The sequence below is a fragment of the Shewanella sp. 10N.7 genome (genome assembly GCF_020806285.1).
GTDB classification, from domain to species: Bacteria; Pseudomonadota; Gammaproteobacteria; order Enterobacterales; family Shewanellaceae; genus Shewanella; species Shewanella electrodiphila.
Map to the genome: position 1 here is coordinate 61950 of NZ_JAJGZS010000010.1, position 18270 is coordinate 80219.

Here is an 18270-nt window from a genome sequence, read left to right on the forward strand (position 1 = left end):
ATTATACCTGTGTCCAATGCTTGAGTTTGCCTTTAAGACGCAGCATTGCCTGACTTAATATCTGGCTAACACGCGACTCGCTGACCTCAAGAATGGCACCGATTTCTTTTAAATTTAATGCTTCGTCATAATATAGCGACAAAACTAACGCATCTCTTTCGGGTAATGTTGTAATTGCTTCAGATAGTGCTGATTTAAATTGCATTTCAGCAAGTGACTCAAAGCTCTCATCAGGAGTAGACTCTGCTGTTACAATCACATCTTCAGATACACCAAGATCTTCAATCCCGATGATCTTCCCCACTGAAACATCATTTAGAATATGATGATACTCTTCAAGAGTCATCTCTAATTTTTCAGCAATTTCAATATCTTTTGCATCACGGCCTAGCTCTTGTCCTAATTCATCAATAACCTGGGCAACACGACGTTGGTTACGATGTACAGAACGAGGAACCCAATCACCTCGGCGGATTTCATCAATCATTGAACCACGAATTCGGATGCCAGCAAAGGTTTCAAATTTAGCCCCTTTACTGCCATCAAACTTCGATGATGCTTCCAATAACCCCATCATCCCTGCTTGTAATAAGTCATCCAATTGCACTGATGCTGGCAACCTTGCCAACATATGATGAGCAATTCTTTTTACCAACGGAGCATACTGTTCAACAATTGAAGTTTTATTATCAAACTGAGTATACGCAGCGGCTTTATTCACTCGTTGAATCCTCTTGTTGATCTTTACGTTGAACTAATCGTTCGACAAAGAACTCAAGATGGCCGCCTGGCTGTTGAGGAACAGGCCAGCTCATAATTTTATTCGCTAAACCATGATAAGCAATCGCTGCAGGTGACTTAGGAAAAGCTTCGACAACCAATTTTTGTTTACGAACTGATTTTCTTAAATTTTCGTCAAATGGAACCGTAGCAACTAATTCTAAAGCGACATCCAAGAATCTATCCGTCACTTTACTGAGTTTGGCAAATAATTCCATGCCTTCGCGCAAACTTCTGACCATATTCGCCACAATTTTAAAACGAAACACGCCATGTTCACGACTTAGGATTTTAATTAAGGCGTAGGCATCGGTTATTGATGTCGGTTCATCACAAACAACAATCAACACATCTTGTGAGGCACGGGAGAAACTCAGCACCATATCCGAGATACCAGCAGCGGTATCGACAATTAAGATATCGAATTGAGTTTTCATTTCACTGAAGGCGCGAATTAAGCCCACATGCTGAGCTTGTGTAAGCTCGACCATGGCTTGAGTCCCTGAAGTGGCAGGCACAATGCCAATACCTTTAGGGCCACGGACAATAATATCGTCCAACTCTGCTTCGCCAGAAAGTACATGGGATAAATTGCGTTCAGCTCGAATACCTAGCATCACATCAACATTTGCTAAGCCTAAATCGGCATCGAGTACTAACACTCGTTTACCTTTTTCAGCGAGCGCAACAGCGGTATTAATAGACACACTGGTTTTACCCACGCCGCCTTTGCCGCCACTGACTGCAATTACTTTTACTTTATCGTTATTTGGTTGATTCATCATACGTAAACCACTTGCTTGATCTCTGGTCATATTGTTACTCGAATGCATAGGCCATGTCATTTGACCACGCAGTGTCATGTGACGTTTGAGGTTTGGTGTCGTTTAATGCTGCTAACGCTTGTTTTGCGAGCATAAGCGTATCAGCAACTTGCATATCTTCTGGAACACGTTGACCATCTGTTATATAGCTTAATGGTAACCCATTTTGAATCAATACACTTAATGCGCCAGCAATCGAAACCGATTCATCTAATTTGGTCAAAATAACCCCTGATAATGGGATTCTTTTAAAATGCTCAACAGCATCTTGTAACACTCTTCTTTGAGAGGTTGCAGACATAACTAGATAACTTCTAATCGGTATTCTTGTATTTGCCATTAAATCATCTAACTGCTGATAAAGGCGCATATCACGCTGCCCCATCCCAGCTGTATCTATTAATACTAACTTACGATTCTTAAACTGGTAGAGAATTTGTTCTAATTCAGCAAGATCGTGAGCTTGTTTTACTGGACATCCCATTATTTTGCCATAAGTTGCCAATTGCTCATAGGCTCCAATACGATAATGATCTGTAGTTATGAGTGCAACCTGCTCTGGACCATGATGTGCTGCAAATCTTGCCGCTAATTTAGCCAGCGAAGTCGTCTTACCAACACCTGTTGGACCAACAAATGCCACCACGCCACCAGTACGAACAATATCATCACCTTGGTTATCTAATAAGTTCGCTAAACTCTGAGGTAACGCTCTCACTAAATCTGCAGGCGTATATTGCTGACTTAAGCCTGCCAATTTCGCCGCTACAGCAGGAGAAAACTCTGCATTAATTAATTTACTTTCTAGCATTGCCCCAACGGGGTCAGTGCGCTTTTTCTGATCTTTCATTAACGAAGAGACTTGATGAGTTAACAACCCACGCAAAGAGGCCATTTCTTCTCGCATTGCTTCAATTTCAGCAGACTGACTTTTATTCGATGTTCTTGGTTGAGCAAATTGCTGTTGTTCAATTTTAGGCTCAACTTTCGCTGTTTTTGTATCTTGTAATTGTTTGGCCCAATCTGGTAACTCAGGCTCTTCGACTCGCTGCGACATTTGCTGTTGCAAACGATTATGCTGCTTTTCGAGTAACGCTTGCAGTGAATCAGCTGCAGGAGGTGGGCTTACCTTAGTTTGCGCTTTCACTGTTGGCTTATTTTGCCCTAGTGAGACTTGATCATCACTGACATTCATAAAACCAGGTACAGGTGAATTTACAGCGACGTCCGCTTTAGGTTCATCGTAGTCAACTGCCGCAACGATTTCTATTCCACCCGTTACTTTTTTATTCGACATAATAACGGCATCAGATCCCAAGGTTTCTTTCACTTGAGCTAATGCTGAACGCATGTCTTTGGCAAAAAATCGTTTAATTTTCACTACGCACCTCTTTCAAACAGAAAGTCATCGCTATTGCCCTACCGCAGATACTATGCGTATTTGCTTTTCATCAGGTATTTCTTGGTAAGAAATAACCCGTAAATTCGGGATAGTATATTTAACAAATCGTGACAGCGTTGACCTTAGCATACCTGATGTCAATAAAATGGCTGGTTGTCCAACCATTTCTTGCTTCTGAGAAGCGTCTAATAATGACTTCTGCATGCGTTCTGCAAGGCCTGGTTCGATATTTGGCCCTTCACCGCCTGTCGCCTGCATAGACTTGTGCAACATCTGTTCCAACTCTGGTGCCAATGTAATGACAGGTATCTCTAATTCAGGCCCAGATATTTCTTGAACAATCATTCTCTTCAATGCAATACGCACTGCAGCGGTTAATACTTCTGTATCATTACTCTTTGTACCGTATTCTAACAGGGTTTGCACAATTGTGCGTAAATCACGGATAGAAACACCTTCATTTAGAAGGTTTTGCATCACTTTAACCACAGAACCCAATGGCATGATATCTGGAATAAAGCCATCAACTAACTTAGGCGAGTTTTTACCTAACATATCCATTAACTGCTGTACTTCTTCATAACCCAGTAATTTAGCCGCATTGTTAGTCAATAGTTGGCTGATATGGGTCGCGACAACTGTTGCCGTGTCTACCACGGTATAACCTAAGGTTTGAGCATGTTCGCGCTGCTCTGGCGCTATCCACACAGCTTCTAATCCAAATGCAGGATCTGTGGTTTCAATGCCATCAAGCTTGCCATACACTTGCCCAGGATTGATCGCGAGTTCACAGTCATGGCGAACTTCAGCCTCTCCAACCACGACTCCCATTAACGAAATACGATAACAGTTAGGAGATAAATCAAGGTTGTCGCGAATATGCACCGCTGGTACTAAGAAACCTAATTCTTGTGATAATTTCTTACGCACACCTTTAATGCGACCTAAAAGCTCACCACCTTGACCTTTATCCACTAACGGAATTAGGCGGTAACCCACTTCAAGCCCGATAGTATCGACATGCTGAACGTCTTCCCAGCTGAGTTCTTTAGGCTCTGCATCCTTAATTTCTGCTGGGCTTTTAACCGCTTGCTCAAGCGCTGCGGTTTTGTTGTCATTATTACGCTTATAAATCATATATGCAGCAAAGGCTGTAATAAAAGCGAACGTTAAGAATGCAAAATGAGGCATTCCAGGCACGATACCCATGACAAACAATACGCCTGATGCTATCGCCATTGACTTATGGCTGACAAACATCTGGCTTATCATCATGCCGCCCATATCACCCGATTCATTTTGACGAGTCACCATCAATGCAGCAGCGATTGATAACAGTAGCCCAGGGATTTGAGCGACTAAGCCGTCACCAATGGTCAATAAAGTGTAGATTTCTACAGCACTGGAAAAATCCAATCCATGTTGAACCATACCGATCACAAAACCACCGAGAATGTTAATCACCAAAATCATGATACCCGCAATGGCATCACCTTTAACAAATTTTGATGCACCATCCATCGCACCGTAAAAGTCAGCTTCTTTGGTCACTTCAGCGCGGCGTACGCGAGCTTGATCTTGCGTTAATGTGCCAGCATTTAAATCGGCATCAATCGCCATTTGCTTCCCTGGCATGGCATCCAATGTAAAACGGGCGCTCACTTCAGAAATACGGCCAGCACCTTTGGTAACAACAGCAAAGTTGATGATAATAAGAATCAGGAAAACCACTAAACCTACAGCGTAGTTACCACCAATAACCACAGAACCGAAGGCTTCAATGACTTTACCTGCGGCATCACCACCGTTATGACCTTCCAATAACACGATTCGGGTTGAGGCAACATTGAGTGCCAATCTAAGTAGCGTTGCGACTAACAGAACGCTGGGGAATGCGGCAAAATCTAATGGTCTATCAGAATAAATAGCAACAAGCAGTACAACGAGTGCTAAAGCAATGTTGAATGAAAACAAGATGTCCAACAAAAAGGCAGGCATGGGCAAAACCACCATACCGAGTGCTGCAAGCACTAATAATGGCGTACCTATACCTTTAAAAGTACTTAATCTAACTTGTTTAACTTGACCTAATGCTGCTTTTACATCCATCAGTAGGAAACCTTTATAGTAATATTCTTGACGCTGACAACAGTAAAATGCAATTACTAAGCCAAAAGAATAGTTTCAAAAGGGCCGCTGGGTTAATTGAAGGTTTTGTAAACGATTTAGTGTTTTAAATCATCAGGGATAGGTTGATTGATTGGCACGGGCTTAGGTCGCTTGCCCCTACCTTTTTGATACTGCTTGAGCTGGAATACATATGCCAAGATTTGTGCGACTGCAGTGAATAACCCTTCAGGCACTTGTTGGTCAATTTTCGTCGTATGGTATATAGCACGTGCTAAAGGTGGCGCCGACACAATCGGTACTTCATGCTCTCTGGCAATTTCACGAATTTTAAATGCGACATCATCGATGCCTTTCGCAATTAAAAAAGGCGCAGCTGACTGACTAACATCGTATTTGACCGCTACAGCATAATGTTCAGGGTTAACCACAATAACATCTGCATTTGGTACTTCAGACATCATCCTTTTGTTGGCCATCTCGTGCTGCATTTGTCTAATTCGGCCTTTTATTTCAGGTTTACCTTCAGTGTCTTTGTATTCATCTTTGACTTCTTGCTTGGTCATTTTCAATTGTTTATTGTGATTCCATATTTGAAATGGCACATCAATCACCACAATAAATAGCATTGAAGAACATAACAGAATAAACATCCATACTAACAACTCTAGTGCATGGTAAACGTTGCCAGGTAGATGGTCTGTCGAGAGAGTCATTATCTCAAAGAAGTAAAAACTCAATAAAAAATAGGCTGATACAGCCACTACAGCAAATTTAGCGATGCCCTTGGTCAACTCAACTAGAGCTTGTGTACCAAACATTCGCTTAAACCCTTTAGCAGGATTCATTTTACTGCCTTTGGGCATAAAAGCTTTAACTGAGAACGTCATACCACCCAGAATGATATTACCGATAAAAGCAATTAAGGCGAGAAATGCAATAAAACTGATGAGTGGAAAAGCAAGCTCATTGCCAACCACTCCCCAAACCAGAAACATTGAGTTGGTATCAAATATTTGATCCCGCTCCATGGTCAATATTTGTGTCATGATAGTGTGCAGACTTCGGGCAAGATTAGGCCCAACGATTGCGAACCCTACAGCTGATGCTAATAAAACAGCCGCTGTACCTAACTCTTTAGAGCGTGCCACCTGTCCTTTTTCACGCGACTGTTGCAGTCGCTTGGCGGTGGGGTCCTCTGTGCGTTCTTGACCTGTATCTTCTGCCATCAGTAACCTACTGAGTTAATGAGCCGTCAATTTGACAGGTCAATTGCAAAATATCACACATCAATAATTGGCCTCGCAGCCAAACCTCATCGAAATGAGACATGATGGGCCCTAATGTAAGCCACAAAATCAATAACCCGCTTACCATTGTTACCGGGAAGCCAATGGCAAAAATATTCAGTTGAGGTGATGCGCGCGTCATCACACCAAATGATAAGTTAATCAGCAGTAATGCCACGATTGCTGAAATCGACATCGTTAACGCCGCACCAAACATATAACCACCAAACTCGGCTAATTTTCGGTAATTAGTAATGCTAAAACCCTGATTTGAAATGGGGATAGTATCGAAACTCGCCACCAGCATTTTAAACATCAACAAATGTCCATCAACGGCGAGAAAAATCAACGTAGCCAGCAATAAAAAGAAATTACCTACAACTGGTGTTTGCTGACCTGAACTAGGATCGACCATAGAAGCAAAACCTAAACTGGTTTGCATACCAATAATCTGCCCCGTTAGTACAAAGGTTTGCATCACTAAAATTGTCACAAACCCCATAGCTGTGCCAATGAGTATTTGCTGCGCCGAAATAAACACAGCACTTAATGAGAACAACTCGATAGGATCAACTGGTGCTGGAAGTACAGGTGCTACGGCAACAGTAATCGCAACAGATAAAAACAAACGAATTCTTGCTGGGGTGGTATTGGCACCAAAAACGGCCATAACCATTAACATTGAAGATATTCTAAATAACGGCCAAACATATGCGGCTATTGTTCGACTGATTTCTTCAAATAAAATTTCCACAGGACTAACCTATCACCTGAGGGATCATATTCACCATAGTGTAAAAAAAATCCATCATGGTTTGCACTAGCCAATGGCCAAGAAATATCAACGAAAATAGCGTAGTTAATAATCTAGGAAGGAAACTTAATGTCTGTTCATTGATTGAAGTTGCGGCCTGAAATACAGCCACAATCAGACCTATAAATAAGCCAGGTAAAATAATTGCCGATACAATCAAGACAATTACAGATAACGCTTCACGAAAAATATCAATCAGTGACTCTGGTGACATCAGTAACGCTCCCTATCTACCAAAACTGTTTGCCAGCGTTCCTAACACCAATCCCCAACCATCAACCAATACAAACAGCATTATTTTAAATGGGAGTGACACAATCATCGGCGACAACATCATCATACCCATTGCCATTAAAATACTCGCAACCACTAAATCAAGAACTAAAAATGGCACAAATAACATAAAGCCAATTTGGAATGCAGTTTTTAATTCACTGGTAATAAAAGCAGGTACCAATACACTCATTGGCGCTTGTTCTGGCGACGCAATATTGGTGTAGCCGGAAATTTCAATAAAGGTTTCTAAATCTGTGGTTCTGACTTGAGATAACATAAATGCACGCAGCGGCTCTTTACCGACTTCATAGGCTTGCTGCATTGTTAAAGATTCATTGATATAAGGCTCTACAGCTCGATCGTAAATTTGATCAAATACTGGCGCCATAATAAAGAATGTCATGAACATACTCATACCAATGAGTACTTGATTAGATGGTGTTTGCTGTAACCCCAAAGCTTGACGCAAAATAGATAGCACTACAATGATCCGCGTAAACGAAGTGAGCATTATCACCATTGCAGGGATAAAACTCATTGCCGTCATCAGCAGCAATATTTGCATTGTTACAGAATACTCTGTACTACCATCAGCACCGGTTGAAACCGTAACGGCTTTTAATATCCCATCTTCAGCAAAACTCAATGGCGTAAAAAAAACAGCGGCAAATAAGACTAACACTATCCACTTTTTCATTATTGCTATTCCTTAGCCTGCTCTTTTTCTTGTTGACTGGCTTGCTGTTTGGCTTGCTTTAACCTGCTAGCAAAAGACGTCGTTTCGACATTAACAGCCGTATCGAGCTTTTCAATCAAATTCACTTGCTGAGCAGTAACGCCGAGTAAATACTGTTGCCCTTCTAATTCAATCAAAACAATTTTTTCTTTTTGGCCTAAAGGGGTCATCGCAACAGTTTTTATCACCCCCTGATTTGATTGAACCAAGTTAAGCTTTTTAACGATATAAGCTAATACAAAAATAATGGCGATAACAAGGATCAGCCCACCCATCATGCTTGATAATGCAGCGATATTCGATGTTTCAGCACCACGGATGGCTATTTCTGAATTGGCTGATTCTGAATTTGACGCTTCAGTGACGGCAGAACTTGCCACCACGAATAGACTAACTGCATTTAGCACAAATGAACCCTTAACTGATAATTTGAAATTATTTTACTTTAGCTTTTTGATTCGTTCTGTTTGACTAATGACATCCGTTAAACGAATACCGAACTTATCATTGACCACAACCACTTCACCATGAGCAATTAAAGTGCCGTTTACCATTACATCTAGAGGTTCGCCTGCCACTCTGTCTAATTCCACTACTGAACCTTGATTCAACTGCAGTAGATTACGAATACTGATAAAACTGCGCCCGACTTCCATCGAGATTGTCACAGGAATATCCATGATGCTATCAAGTTTATCAGCTTCTGCTTGAGAAATAGGGCTTGAATCATCTACGAGCTCGTCGAGTTCTACTTGTTCGGCAACATTGGCCTCTTCAAGTGCTTGCTCTGCCATTGCCGCAGCCCAATCGTCAGTATCATCGCTCATCATGTCACCTTATAATTCTGAAATATCACGCGCTTTACCTTTGCGCGTAATTAACTGTAGTTCTGATTTAGCTGTCTCAGGACGAGGAATTTTCTCGCTGATCTTCAACGCTAAGTTATCTCTAGATTTACCTAATTTACATCGATAAGTGGGTAAATCCTCAATTCGCATCATGATGTGCTCAGGTAATTCAATCGGTATAACATCCCCTGCTTTGAATTCCATGACATCACGAAGTTTGACTTCATGCTCAATGATATTGGCATCAATACCGACTTGCACATCCATAATTTCATCACGTAAGGCTTGTCCCCAACGCATGTCAGTATCTTGCTTATCACTTTGAACACCCGCATCAAGTAACTCACGGATAGGTTCAATCATCGAGTAAGGCATAGTGATATGAAAATCACCACCGCCACCATCAACTTCAATATGAAAAGAGTTAATCACCACAACTTCCGTCGGACTAACAATGTTCGCCATAGCCGGGTTGACTTCTGAATCCAAATACTCAAATTCAACATCCATGACTGGAGCCCAAGCATCTTTATAATCTTCAAAAATAATTTTCAGCAATAATTGAACAATACGTCTTTCTGTTGGCGTAAATTCACGGCCTTCAATTTTTGCATGGAAACGACCATCACCACCAAAGAAGTTGTCTACCAAAATAAAGACTAAACGCGCCTCCATGGTAATCAGGGCAGTCCCTTTAAGTGGGCTAAAACGCACCATATTAAGACTAGTAGGAACAAATAATGTATGGACATATTCGCCAAACTTAAGCATTTGTACGCCATTAATTGACACTTCAGCAGCTCTGCGCATCATATTAAACATACTAATTCGTAAATGGCGGGCAAAACGCTCATTTACAATTTCCAGCGTCGGCATTCGTCCACGAACGATGCGGTCTTGAGAGGAGAAATCATAGACACGAGTATCCTCACCGTCGTTAATGTCATCCTCATCAACATCATCGACTCCGTGAAGCAACGCATCAATTTCGTCTTGGCTTAATAAATCACTCACATTATCACCTTGTCTTATTCACTGGTGTTATTGCATCACAAAACCAGTAAATAGTACTTTTTCTACTATTTTGCGGCCAGCTACAGGTTGTAGTGTATTTTGCACATTAAGTAGCGCTAATTGTCTTAGTTCGTCCTTACCAGCCTGAGTACTTAGCTTTTGTACATCTGCAGCACTAAACGTGGTTAATAAAGCATCTTCAATTAATGGAATGTGCATTTTCGCAGTTTGACCATCATCGCCACGTACCATCAATTGTACTTTTATTTCCACTAAGCGAGCTCGATCAACCCCAGGAAGGTTAAACAAAAATGGCCTCGGCATGCCGACATAATTAGCCTTGCCTTTTTTAGATTCATCAACTTCGGCTTCTGCTGAAGTTGCAGTACCAGGAGTTGCAGGAATTGACTCCTCTTCGCCTCCTAGAAAAAATAATGCCGCGCCTGCAATCAGACCAATAACGACGACACCGATAGCAATAAAGATAATCAGCTTTTTCTTACTTTTAGGTTGGTTTTCTGTTGTTAACTCTAGAGATTCTTCTTCAGCCATCATTTATTCCATTTTATGTGCTGCCACATTGGTAATAATCTCATCTCAATTATTACAGGGCTTTGACTGCATTAACGTAATGGCTATAGATTACCGACTTAGGCGTAATAATCTATAGCTGAATTGCTACTCTTTGCATGTTTTGTAGCAATCTCGAGTTCTTGTGCTGAAATTTCATCCAGCATATTCTCGCCACTGCTGTTTTGTTCATCATACTCGGATTTTTTCTGGCTTTCGCCATCTTGAGATACATGGCTATCAGCAAGTTGTAATCCTTCTTCAGCCAGCATTTCTCTCAATTTTGGAATCGCTTGCTCAATGAGGTCTTTTGTCTGAGATTGAGCTACTTGGAACTGTACTTGAGTTTGCTCACCGTTAACTTGAACTTTTACTACCATGTGCCCAAGCTCGGCTGGATCTAGACGAATTTCAGCATGCTGAACGCCTTGTCCAACCATAGTGATAAGTTGTTGTTTCATTACAGGTGCAAACTTTTGAATCATATCCTGCATTTGCACTACGGACTCAGCCCCTTGACGTAACGAAAGTTGAAATTGAGGTACATCACTTTTGTGCTGTGGTGTAAAACTGCTTTGATTTTGTAGTGCTTTTACATCTATCGTTTCACTCTCTTGCCCTAGTTCAGCAAGTGTTGATTGACTTGAGTTAGCTGCTGCATTAACCATGGCATTATTAAAGGCGACTTTGGAGGTTGGTTTATCTAATGCCACACTTATCTCGGCTTTACTAAGATTCACAGGGGCACTTTCTTTATCTTCGTTCTTAGCTAGTTTATTCGTATCAGCTATGACTTTTGAATCAGCCGCAACTTTCTCAGCATTGGCAACCTGAGCTGAAGCGGCAATATTGTTAGCTGTATCAGTGGCATTCGCATCACTTTGGACACTATTTGCGATATTAGATGTTGAGTTAGCAAGCTTAGCTTTTTCAGCAGTAATTAAATCAGCATTGGCCTCTGCAACAGGGATTGTTGCTGTCTGGTTATTGAGTTTCCCATCGATTAACAAAGGTAAGGCTTGGTTATCAGTGATGTTGATTTGTTGATTATAGCCATTAATTAGTTTGTTCAGTTCAACAGCACTTAAGGCGGCAAGATCTTGTTCACTCACCGAAGAAAATTGAGTCAATGCATCTAGTTGCTCAGTGTTCAGTGAACTTAAAAAAGAAGTGGTACTTATTTCGGTACCTAACTCTTTATCAATATCATCAATAACCGTCTCAATAGCCTTTTCAATTCCTATGTCAATTCCTGCTTCTTTCGGCAAAACATCAACTGCGAGCTCATTAACCAATAAACCCTTTTCAATTGAATGCTGAGTCTCTTCAGTTAACACTAATTCGCTATCGGCTTGAGAAAGCGCTAACTCTGACAACTCAGATTCAAGCGGCAAGTCTTTGCCACTTTTTTCAATATCTGCCTGAGTATCGAAATTTTCAGCTAAATCTATTTGAGCAAAAATAAGATCAACATCCGAACCTTCTGCCGATGGAGCATCGATACTAGCTGGTTGTTCATTAGTATTTAGACTGAGCTTAGTTTTATCTACATCCACTTGTGATGCTTGATTAAAGACAGATAAAAAAGACTGTTTATCATCGAGTTGCACGGTTCCTGAAACCTGCGAATTGGTGGTTTTGCCACTATTCCCCAATAAAATACTGCTCATTTGTTGCATAACAAACTCCACTCAACATCACTCATAACGAACCAATTGGTACAACAATCGGATCCTGATAACAGTCACAAAGCTGACACTTCACTAACTAACTCTATAAATAAGCAATTAAAATGCCAGCTTATTAGAATATTGGTTTTTAAGGTTATTTACTCTTTCATCGCAAGGTAACTATCAGACTGAAAAATGAAAGTTTTGAGTCAAGTTTAAGCGTTAAGTTTAAGAAGATTTCTAGCGAGGTTTTTTACGGATGAATTGTTGCATCGCAAATTCATCCGATGCTTTTTGTTCACGTTTATTTGCAATTATTTGCGCTTTTAATGCATTTTTTTCTAGTAACATTTCCACAGCTTTACGTTTTTGCTGCTTTTCTTGCCAATGTACTTGGCGATAACCCGTTTGTTTTTCAGCTTCTTTTACTGCATTAACTTGTTGAATGAGCGCTTGATCGACTTGCTTAATAAATTCATGAAATGAATGGTATTCACTGGCACTTAAAGTTTTACCTTGGGTTTCACCCATTTGCTTCATGTATTCAAGACGATAGTTATTCAGTGCATCTAGCTGACCTTGACACTTTTGCTGCTCAAGCTGGGCAGACTTTAATTGCAAAGCAGCTTGCTCTTCAGCTTCTTTATTGATTTTTAATACTGTCAACAGAGGATCAGCGCGGCGCATTATTTACATTGGGCAGCGATTTGCCCCACCATAGTTTGGCTATCATTAAACGAGATAACATCTTTAAAACCCTGTCTTAAAAATGCATTCATCGCAGGTTGTAATCTAATGGCATTGTCTATTCGCGGATCGCTACCTTGAGAATATGCTCCAATGGATATGAGGTCGCGATTTTGCTGATAGGTAGAATACATTTGCTTAACTAAACGCATCGATTCTAAATGTTCTGGCGCAATCACCATTGGCGCAACACGACTAATAGATTGTTCAATATCAATAGCTGGGTAATGACCAGAATCAGCAAGTGTGCGAGATAAAACAATGTGACCATCAAGAATCGCTCTTGACGCATCTGCAATGGGATCTTGCTGATCATCACCTTCTGTCAGTACAGTATAAAAAGCAGTAATGGAACCTTGTCCAGGGCCTCCGTTACCTGCCCGTTCAACCAGTCTTGGTAATTTAGCAAATACTGATGGCGGATAGCCTTTTGTTGCTGGCGGTTCTCCAACAGCTAACGCCACTTCACGTTGCGCCTGAGCATAGCGGGTTAAGCTATCCATCAATAATAAAACGTTGTACCCCAAGTCACGAAAGTATTCAGCTATACGAGTGGATGTTTCACAAGCACGAAGACGCATTAATGGCGAAGTGTCAGCTGGTGCGGCTACGACAACGGAGCGAGCACGTCCTTCTTCACCAAGGATCTCTTCAATAAACTCTTTTACCTCACGACCACGCTCGCCCACTAGCCCTACAACAATAATGTCAGCAGTTGTCCCGCGAGTCATCATGCCTAATAGCACACTTTTACCCACACCGGAGCCAGCAAATAAGCCCATTCGCTGACCCTTACCCACTGTTAGCATGGCATTGATGGCCCTTACCCCTACATCTAAAGGTTCAGAAATGGCGCGTCTAGCAAGTGGATTAATTGGCGGTGCATGGCGAGAAGCTTGTTGATCTGTATTTAATGGCCCTAAGCCATCAAGTGGTGAACCACTGCCATCAAGCACTCTGCCCAACAAACTCAGTCCGACATTCAAACTTGACTGCTCACCTAATGGCCGCACTCTTGCCCCAGGTAGTACACCTCTTAATTCATCAACGGGCATTAAGTACAACAGCTCGTCATCGAACCCGACCACTTCGGCAACTAATTCACCCGCCATAGTTTCAATCGAGCATAAACTGCCCACTGGTGCTCTGCAGCCTGTAGCTTCTAATGTTAAGCCCACAACACGCACTAACTGCCCACTGGCTACCGGCCTAAGTGGGCTGACTTTTTGACTTTGGTTCTTGAGTTTATTCAGTAACTGATGTTGACGGCTTTGCATTGTCTCGTACCTCATCAGTTTCTAAAATTTTGGATTGCTCATCTGCACCATTTTCAATTGCTGTTGTGTTATGAAGGTCAACTGAAGAATCTGCAACTTGGAAACTTTGATCTTTTATAGATGATTCTTCTATCAATGGTTCATGACGAGTTGCTTCTTGCAGACTTGTATCATTCTCACTGATTTCGGAATCAGTCACTTCAGTAATTTGACTGTTTTCCGTCGTTAAGCTTGAAGATTGTCTTTCTGGTAAGTGATCCACGACCTCAGTCGTATATTGCGGATGTTCAGTTTTTATCGTTTGCACATTTGCTTGAATGCCAGAGGCTTGCTCGTGTAACTCTTGCAATACCTGACGCATTCTCTCTTCTACCCGCAAATCAACGCTTGAACGCATGCTATTGATAATACAATCACCTAGATTTAATGAAGGGTCAGCTTCAATGTCCCAATGATTTTTTTCTAATTGTGCATCACTGTATAATTGCATCACTAAGGTAGCATCATCTGGATGCAGTCTGAGTTTAATCTGTTGCTCTTTAATCGGCAGGGAGTCAACACCTTGACGCAAGACTGATAAAATATGCTCAGGATGGGTTTTGAGTTCATGACCAACAATAGATTTAGCTAGGTTGATTGCTAACTGTAATACTTCTGCTTCAATTTCAGCATCAAGTAACATTAATGGTTGTTCGAATTGTTTTACCAATTGAGTTAATTTTTCGAGCACTTCATTGACTTTAACTTGGCCAACTTCATAGCCTTGTTGTTCCCCTTGAGCAAAGCCTTCAGCGTGCCCGACTTCAAGACCTTCAAGTTTACCTTGCTCAAGACCTTGGCTGTGACCTGCTACTTTTCCTTGCTCAAACCCTTCCTGCTCAGCTTCAACTCTGATTTGTTCAATTTCTGCCATGGTTGGAGGTAGAAGCGGTTTTTCTTCTGATTTAGCAGGTGGGTTTTGGCTACCTAAGTGTCCAAATAAATTAGACGGAGAGTTTGTTTGATCTTCGGTGACATCAGGCAATTGCCAATGACTGAAATCTAAGTCATCATTTTCGATTGATTTATTGGTTTTAGATTCCGTCATGGATATGCCTAATTTCTAAAGCGATTAATGGTTTTATATTGCAGCTAAACGGTAATGCCTTAAGGATAAAATTATATTGATGGTGTTATAAGAACTCTTCACCACCACCACCACCAAGCATAATTTCACCACTATCACTTAAGCGACGAGCAATTGCGAGAATTTCTTTTTGGGCCACTTCAACTTCACTGATCCTAATAGGTCCCATTGCTTCAAGATCATCACGTAATAATTCACCGGCACGTTTAGACATATTACCGATAATTTTATCTGACAATTGGTCATCAGTGCCTTTTAATGCCTTCATCAGCACATCTTGCTGTACTTCTCTTAGTAAAACTTGAATTCCGCGGTCATCAACATCAATCAAGTTTTCAAATACAAACATAAGATCTTGAATTTGCTGAGCCATCTCTTCGTCTGATTCACGCATTGTTTCCATAATCTGGCTTTCAACGCCTGTATCTAAGAAGTTCATAATATTAGCAGCAGCTTTAAGTCCACCCATTTTCGCTGCTTGTGCGCCGCCTTGGCCTGCGAACTGTTTCTCCATAATATCATTCAATTCTTGCAATGCAGCTGGCTGTACTTCTTCTAAATTAGCAATACGCATCATCAGATCTAAGCGAGTATTTTCAGGAAACTGACTGAATATTTCTGCTGCCTGATCAGGTTCTAGATAAGATAAAACAATGGTTTGAATTTGCGGATGCTCATTTTGAATGATGGTTGCAACTTGACGTGCATCCATCCATTTTAATGAATCTAAGCCTTTAGCACCGCTACCCATGATAATTTGTTCAATTAAATTACCGGCTTTATCTTCGCCAAGTGCTGCTGTTAAGGCTTTTCTTACGAACTCTTCACTATTAAAACCAATAGACGAGAATTTTTGAATTTCTTCAAGAAATAACTTATGTACGCCAATGACTTTTTCTTGACCAAAGTCTTCCATGGCCGCCATAGACATACCGACTTTTTGAACCTGTTTTGGTTCCAAGTGTTTTAGTATTGAAGCCGCGTCAGCTTCGCTTAGGCTTAACAGTAATATAGCGGTCTTTTCAGTTCCCGTTAAATCATCTGGGTTAAACCCTTTAGTAGCCTCTGCTACCGCAACGTCATCATTTGCCATCGTCTTGTAACCAACTCTTAATTACTTGGGTAGAAAGTTCAGGTTCATTTGCCACTAATGCCCGTATTGACTTAATCATATCATCATCTTTATGAAGATTTGGAATTTGAATTGAGCCATCATCTGCATAACTATAATCAGCTTGCTGAGTATTGAGCATTCCGAGTGTATCTGCAGCATATTGATCTTCAATCTCAGCCAATTCATGACCTAAGCGAGCCTCTTCTGGCATTTCAACTTCATTGGCTTTCAGCAACTTATTCAACATTGGTCTGATAACAAATAAAATTAAGACTAAGACCAATAATGCACCTAAAACCAGTCTTACCGCACGCCAAAACCAAGGTTGCTCCCATAATTCAGGCTCAGGTAATGCTTCAATTAATTGATCCATAAATGGAACGGTAACCACTTCTAAAGTATCACCACGTTGGCTAGTAAAGCCCATAGCCCCTTCCAGTAAACGACGAATATTCGTCAGCTCTTGTTCGGTTCTTGGCACTCTAGTGACCACACCATTTTCATCAACTGCGCCTGGTTTATAATCAATCGCCACTGACACGCTGACTCGTCTTACTTGACCAACTTGCTGACGTGTATGACTAATTGTGGTGTCTAACTCAAAGTTACGGGTCGCTTCACGGTGGCTGTCACCACTGACTGAGGTAGTTTCAGCTTCACCGACTTCTTGTGGGATGTTTGATTCCATTGGCGGTTGATTTGATAAAGCGCCAGGAATACCGCCCATTGATTGACCTGATGAATTACGTTCAATGGTCATTTCACTACGAATCGCAGGTAAATCAGGTGAAAAGCGTTTGGCCGTTTGTTCAACCGCTGTAAAATCCATGTTCACATCGACCTGAGAAGTAAAATTTTCAGGTCCTAATATCGGCATTAAAATCGATTCGACTTTATTACGATACTCAGCTTCTTTCTGTTGAACCAATTCTTGTTCGCGGCGCGCTCTAGATGATGCAGCATCTTGGCTGCCTGAATTTAATAAACGGCCATTAGAGTCAGTTACAGTCACTCTCGTTGGGTCTAAACCCTGTACTGCTGAAGCAACAATATCAACGATAGAGTCAATTTCTTCTTGTCCTAAACTGCCTCGACGAACATTGACCACTACAGTTGCACTTGGTTTAGATTTATTGCGAGCAAAAACATTTTCTTTTGGCAAAGCTAAAATAACTTTAGCGCGAGTTACGCTATTTAGCTCTTCAATTACTCGGGCTAAATTGACTTCTTGGCTTTGCTTTAAGCGTGCTTGCTCCATTCGTTGGCTAACACCGAAGCCACTGTCTTTACTTAGGTAATCTGTTGGCTGGCTTGATGCTTCAACGCCTGCACGAGCGAGTAATAGTTTTACATTTTGATATTTGTCTTCAGGAATACTGACGACATCACCAGAAATTTTATAGGCAATTTTATTTTTATCCAAAACGTCCAACACTTGGATCATTTCGTTTGTTTCCATTTGACCTAACGGTCTGTACTCAGGCTCTTGCGCCCACATCATCATAAATACAGCCAATACTAAACAAACGGCTAATGCCAGAATCATAGTAATTTGACGCATAAAATCAGCACTACCAAAAGAACTCATCAAACCAGGTTTATTTTCCTGCTGAATCCCTGTGCTACTAGCGGTATCTGAATCTAATACGAGATCTG

Annotated in this window: 18 protein-coding genes; all 18 read right to left on the reverse strand. The window is 41.2% G+C overall.

The window, feature by feature from the left end; genetic code table 11:
- Position 1: 1 nt before the first annotated feature.
- The gene (locus tag LMH66_RS08300) at positions 2–721 is read right to left on the reverse strand and encodes an RNA polymerase sigma factor FliA (RefSeq protein ID WP_102529026.1); all 720 of its coding nucleotides are present in this window, start codon (positions 719–721) and stop codon (positions 2–4) included.
- The gene (locus tag LMH66_RS08305; RefSeq protein WP_102529078.1) at positions 714–1595 is read right to left on the reverse strand and encodes a MinD/ParA family protein; all 882 of its coding nucleotides are present in this window, start codon (positions 1593–1595) and stop codon (positions 714–716) included. Before LMH66_RS08305 ends, LMH66_RS08300 begins: the two co-directional genes overlap by 8 nt.
- 4 nt (positions 1596–1599) lie before the next feature.
- Positions 1600–2985, reverse strand: coding sequence for a flagellar biosynthesis protein FlhF (gene flhF / locus LMH66_RS08310; RefSeq protein WP_102529025.1), 1386 nt, complete (start codon positions 2983–2985; stop codon positions 1600–1602).
- Between the two features lie 30 nt (positions 2986–3015).
- Positions 3016–5115 carry a flagellar biosynthesis protein FlhA gene (gene flhA, locus LMH66_RS08315; RefSeq protein ID WP_102529024.1) on the reverse strand — a complete coding sequence of 700 codons (2100 nt, stop codon included), beginning with the start codon at positions 5113–5115 and terminating at the stop codon, positions 3016–3018.
- Between the two features lie 116 nt (positions 5116–5231).
- Entirely contained in the window at positions 5232–6362 is a 1131-nt protein-coding gene (flhB, locus tag LMH66_RS08320) for a flagellar biosynthesis protein FlhB (protein WP_229369237.1), read from the reverse strand.
- A 7-nt stretch (positions 6363–6369) separates the two neighbouring features.
- Entirely contained in the window at positions 6370–7176 is an 807-nt protein-coding gene (gene fliR / locus LMH66_RS08325; protein ID WP_229369239.1) for a flagellar biosynthetic protein FliR, read from the reverse strand.
- Positions 7177–7180: 4 nt separating this feature from the next.
- Positions 7181–7450 carry a flagellar biosynthesis protein FliQ gene (gene fliQ / locus LMH66_RS08330; RefSeq protein WP_229369241.1) on the reverse strand — a complete coding sequence of 90 codons (270 nt, stop codon included), beginning with the start codon at positions 7448–7450 and terminating at the stop codon, positions 7181–7183.
- Positions 7451–7462: 12 nt separating this feature from the next.
- Positions 7463–8209 (reverse strand): flagellar type III secretion system pore protein FliP, encoded by a 747-nt coding sequence (gene fliP, locus LMH66_RS08335; protein WP_102529020.1) that lies wholly within the window; start codon positions 8207–8209, stop codon positions 7463–7465.
- A gap of 5 nt (positions 8210–8214) precedes the next feature.
- A complete protein-coding gene (gene fliO, locus LMH66_RS08340) occupies positions 8215–8574 on the reverse strand; it encodes a flagellar biosynthetic protein FliO (protein ID WP_420709411.1) in 360 nt (119 codons plus the stop codon).
- Positions 8575–8688: 114 nt separating this feature from the next.
- Positions 8689–9078, reverse strand: coding sequence for a flagellar motor switch protein FliN (gene fliN, locus LMH66_RS08345; RefSeq protein ID WP_229369243.1), 390 nt, complete (start codon positions 9076–9078; stop codon positions 8689–8691).
- A gap of 6 nt (positions 9079–9084) precedes the next feature.
- Positions 9085–10110 (reverse strand): flagellar motor switch protein FliM, encoded by a 1026-nt coding sequence (gene fliM / locus LMH66_RS08350; protein WP_102529017.1) that lies wholly within the window; start codon positions 10108–10110, stop codon positions 9085–9087.
- Positions 10111–10137: 27 nt separating this feature from the next.
- On the reverse strand, positions 10138–10662 hold the full coding sequence (gene fliL, locus LMH66_RS08355) for a flagellar basal body-associated protein FliL (protein ID WP_229369244.1): 525 nt from the start codon (positions 10660–10662) through the stop codon (positions 10138–10140).
- Between the two features lie 98 nt (positions 10663–10760).
- Positions 10761–12359, reverse strand: coding sequence for a flagellar hook-length control protein FliK (locus LMH66_RS08360; protein WP_229369245.1), 1599 nt, complete (start codon positions 12357–12359; stop codon positions 10761–10763).
- A 231-nt stretch (positions 12360–12590) separates the two neighbouring features.
- Positions 12591–13037 (reverse strand): flagellar export protein FliJ, encoded by a 447-nt coding sequence (gene fliJ / locus LMH66_RS08365; RefSeq protein WP_229369246.1) that lies wholly within the window; start codon positions 13035–13037, stop codon positions 12591–12593.
- Positions 13037–14374: a flagellar protein export ATPase FliI gene (gene fliI / locus LMH66_RS08370; RefSeq protein WP_229369247.1), complete on the reverse strand. Its 1338-nt coding sequence runs from the start codon at positions 14372–14374 to the stop codon at positions 13037–13039. Before fliI ends, fliJ begins: the two co-directional genes overlap by 1 nt.
- Positions 14343–15461: a flagellar assembly protein FliH gene (fliH, locus tag LMH66_RS08375; RefSeq protein WP_229369249.1), complete on the reverse strand. Its 1119-nt coding sequence runs from the start codon at positions 15459–15461 to the stop codon at positions 14343–14345. Before fliH ends, fliI begins: the two co-directional genes overlap by 32 nt.
- Before the next feature lie 85 nt (positions 15462–15546).
- On the reverse strand, positions 15547–16593 hold the full coding sequence (fliG, locus tag LMH66_RS08380) for a flagellar motor switch protein FliG (protein WP_102529011.1): 1047 nt from the start codon (positions 16591–16593) through the stop codon (positions 15547–15549).
- Positions 16583–18202, reverse strand: a complete 1620-nt coding sequence (gene fliF / locus LMH66_RS08385) for a flagellar basal-body MS-ring/collar protein FliF (protein WP_267869126.1) — start codon at positions 18200–18202, stop codon at positions 16583–16585. The genes fliG and fliF overlap by 11 nt, the downstream gene beginning before the upstream one ends.
- Positions 18203–18270: the final 68 nt, after the last annotated feature.

What these genes read in the sequence shown, in the direction of transcription:
- LMH66_RS08305 (WP_102529078.1), bottom strand. Translation starts at nt 1,595, where the DNA reads ATGACCAGAGATCAAGCAAGTGGTTTACGTATGATGAATCAACCAAAT.
- flhA (WP_102529024.1), bottom strand. Translation starts at nt 5,115, where the DNA reads ATGGATGTAAAAGCAGCATTAGGTCAAGTTAAACAAGTTAGATTAAGT.
- flhB (WP_229369237.1), bottom strand. Translation starts at nt 6,362, where the DNA reads ATGGCAGAAGATACAGGTCAAGAACGCACAGAGGACCCCACCGCCAAG.
- fliQ (WP_229369241.1), bottom strand. Translation starts at nt 7,450, where the DNA reads ATGTCACCAGAGTCACTGATTGATATTTTTCGTGAAGCGTTATCTGTA.
- fliP (WP_102529020.1), bottom strand. Translation starts at nt 8,209, where the DNA reads ATGAAAAAGTGGATAGTGTTAGTCTTATTTGCCGCTGTTTTTTTTACG.
- fliN (WP_229369243.1), bottom strand. Translation starts at nt 9,078, where the DNA reads ATGATGAGCGATGATACTGACGATTGGGCTGCGGCAATGGCAGAGCAA.
- fliL (WP_229369244.1), bottom strand. Translation starts at nt 10,662, where the DNA reads ATGGCTGAAGAAGAATCTCTAGAGTTAACAACAGAAAACCAACCTAAA.
- LMH66_RS08360 (WP_229369245.1), bottom strand. Translation starts at nt 12,359, where the DNA reads ATGCAACAAATGAGCAGTATTTTATTGGGGAATAGTGGCAAAACCACC.
- fliJ (WP_229369246.1), bottom strand. Translation starts at nt 13,037, where the DNA reads ATGCGCCGCGCTGATCCTCTGTTGACAGTATTAAAAATCAATAAAGAA.
- fliI (WP_229369247.1), bottom strand. Translation starts at nt 14,374, where the DNA reads ATGCAAAGCCGTCAACATCAGTTACTGAATAAACTCAAGAACCAAAGT.
- fliH (WP_229369249.1), bottom strand. Translation starts at nt 15,461, where the DNA reads ATGACGGAATCTAAAACCAATAAATCAATCGAAAATGATGACTTAGAT.
- fliG (WP_102529011.1), bottom strand. Translation starts at nt 16,593, where the DNA reads ATGGCAAATGATGACGTTGCGGTAGCAGAGGCTACTAAAGGGTTTAAC.
- fliF (WP_267869126.1), bottom strand. Translation starts at nt 18,202, where the DNA reads ATGAGTTCTTTTGGTAGTGCTGATTTTATGCGTCAAATTACTATGATT.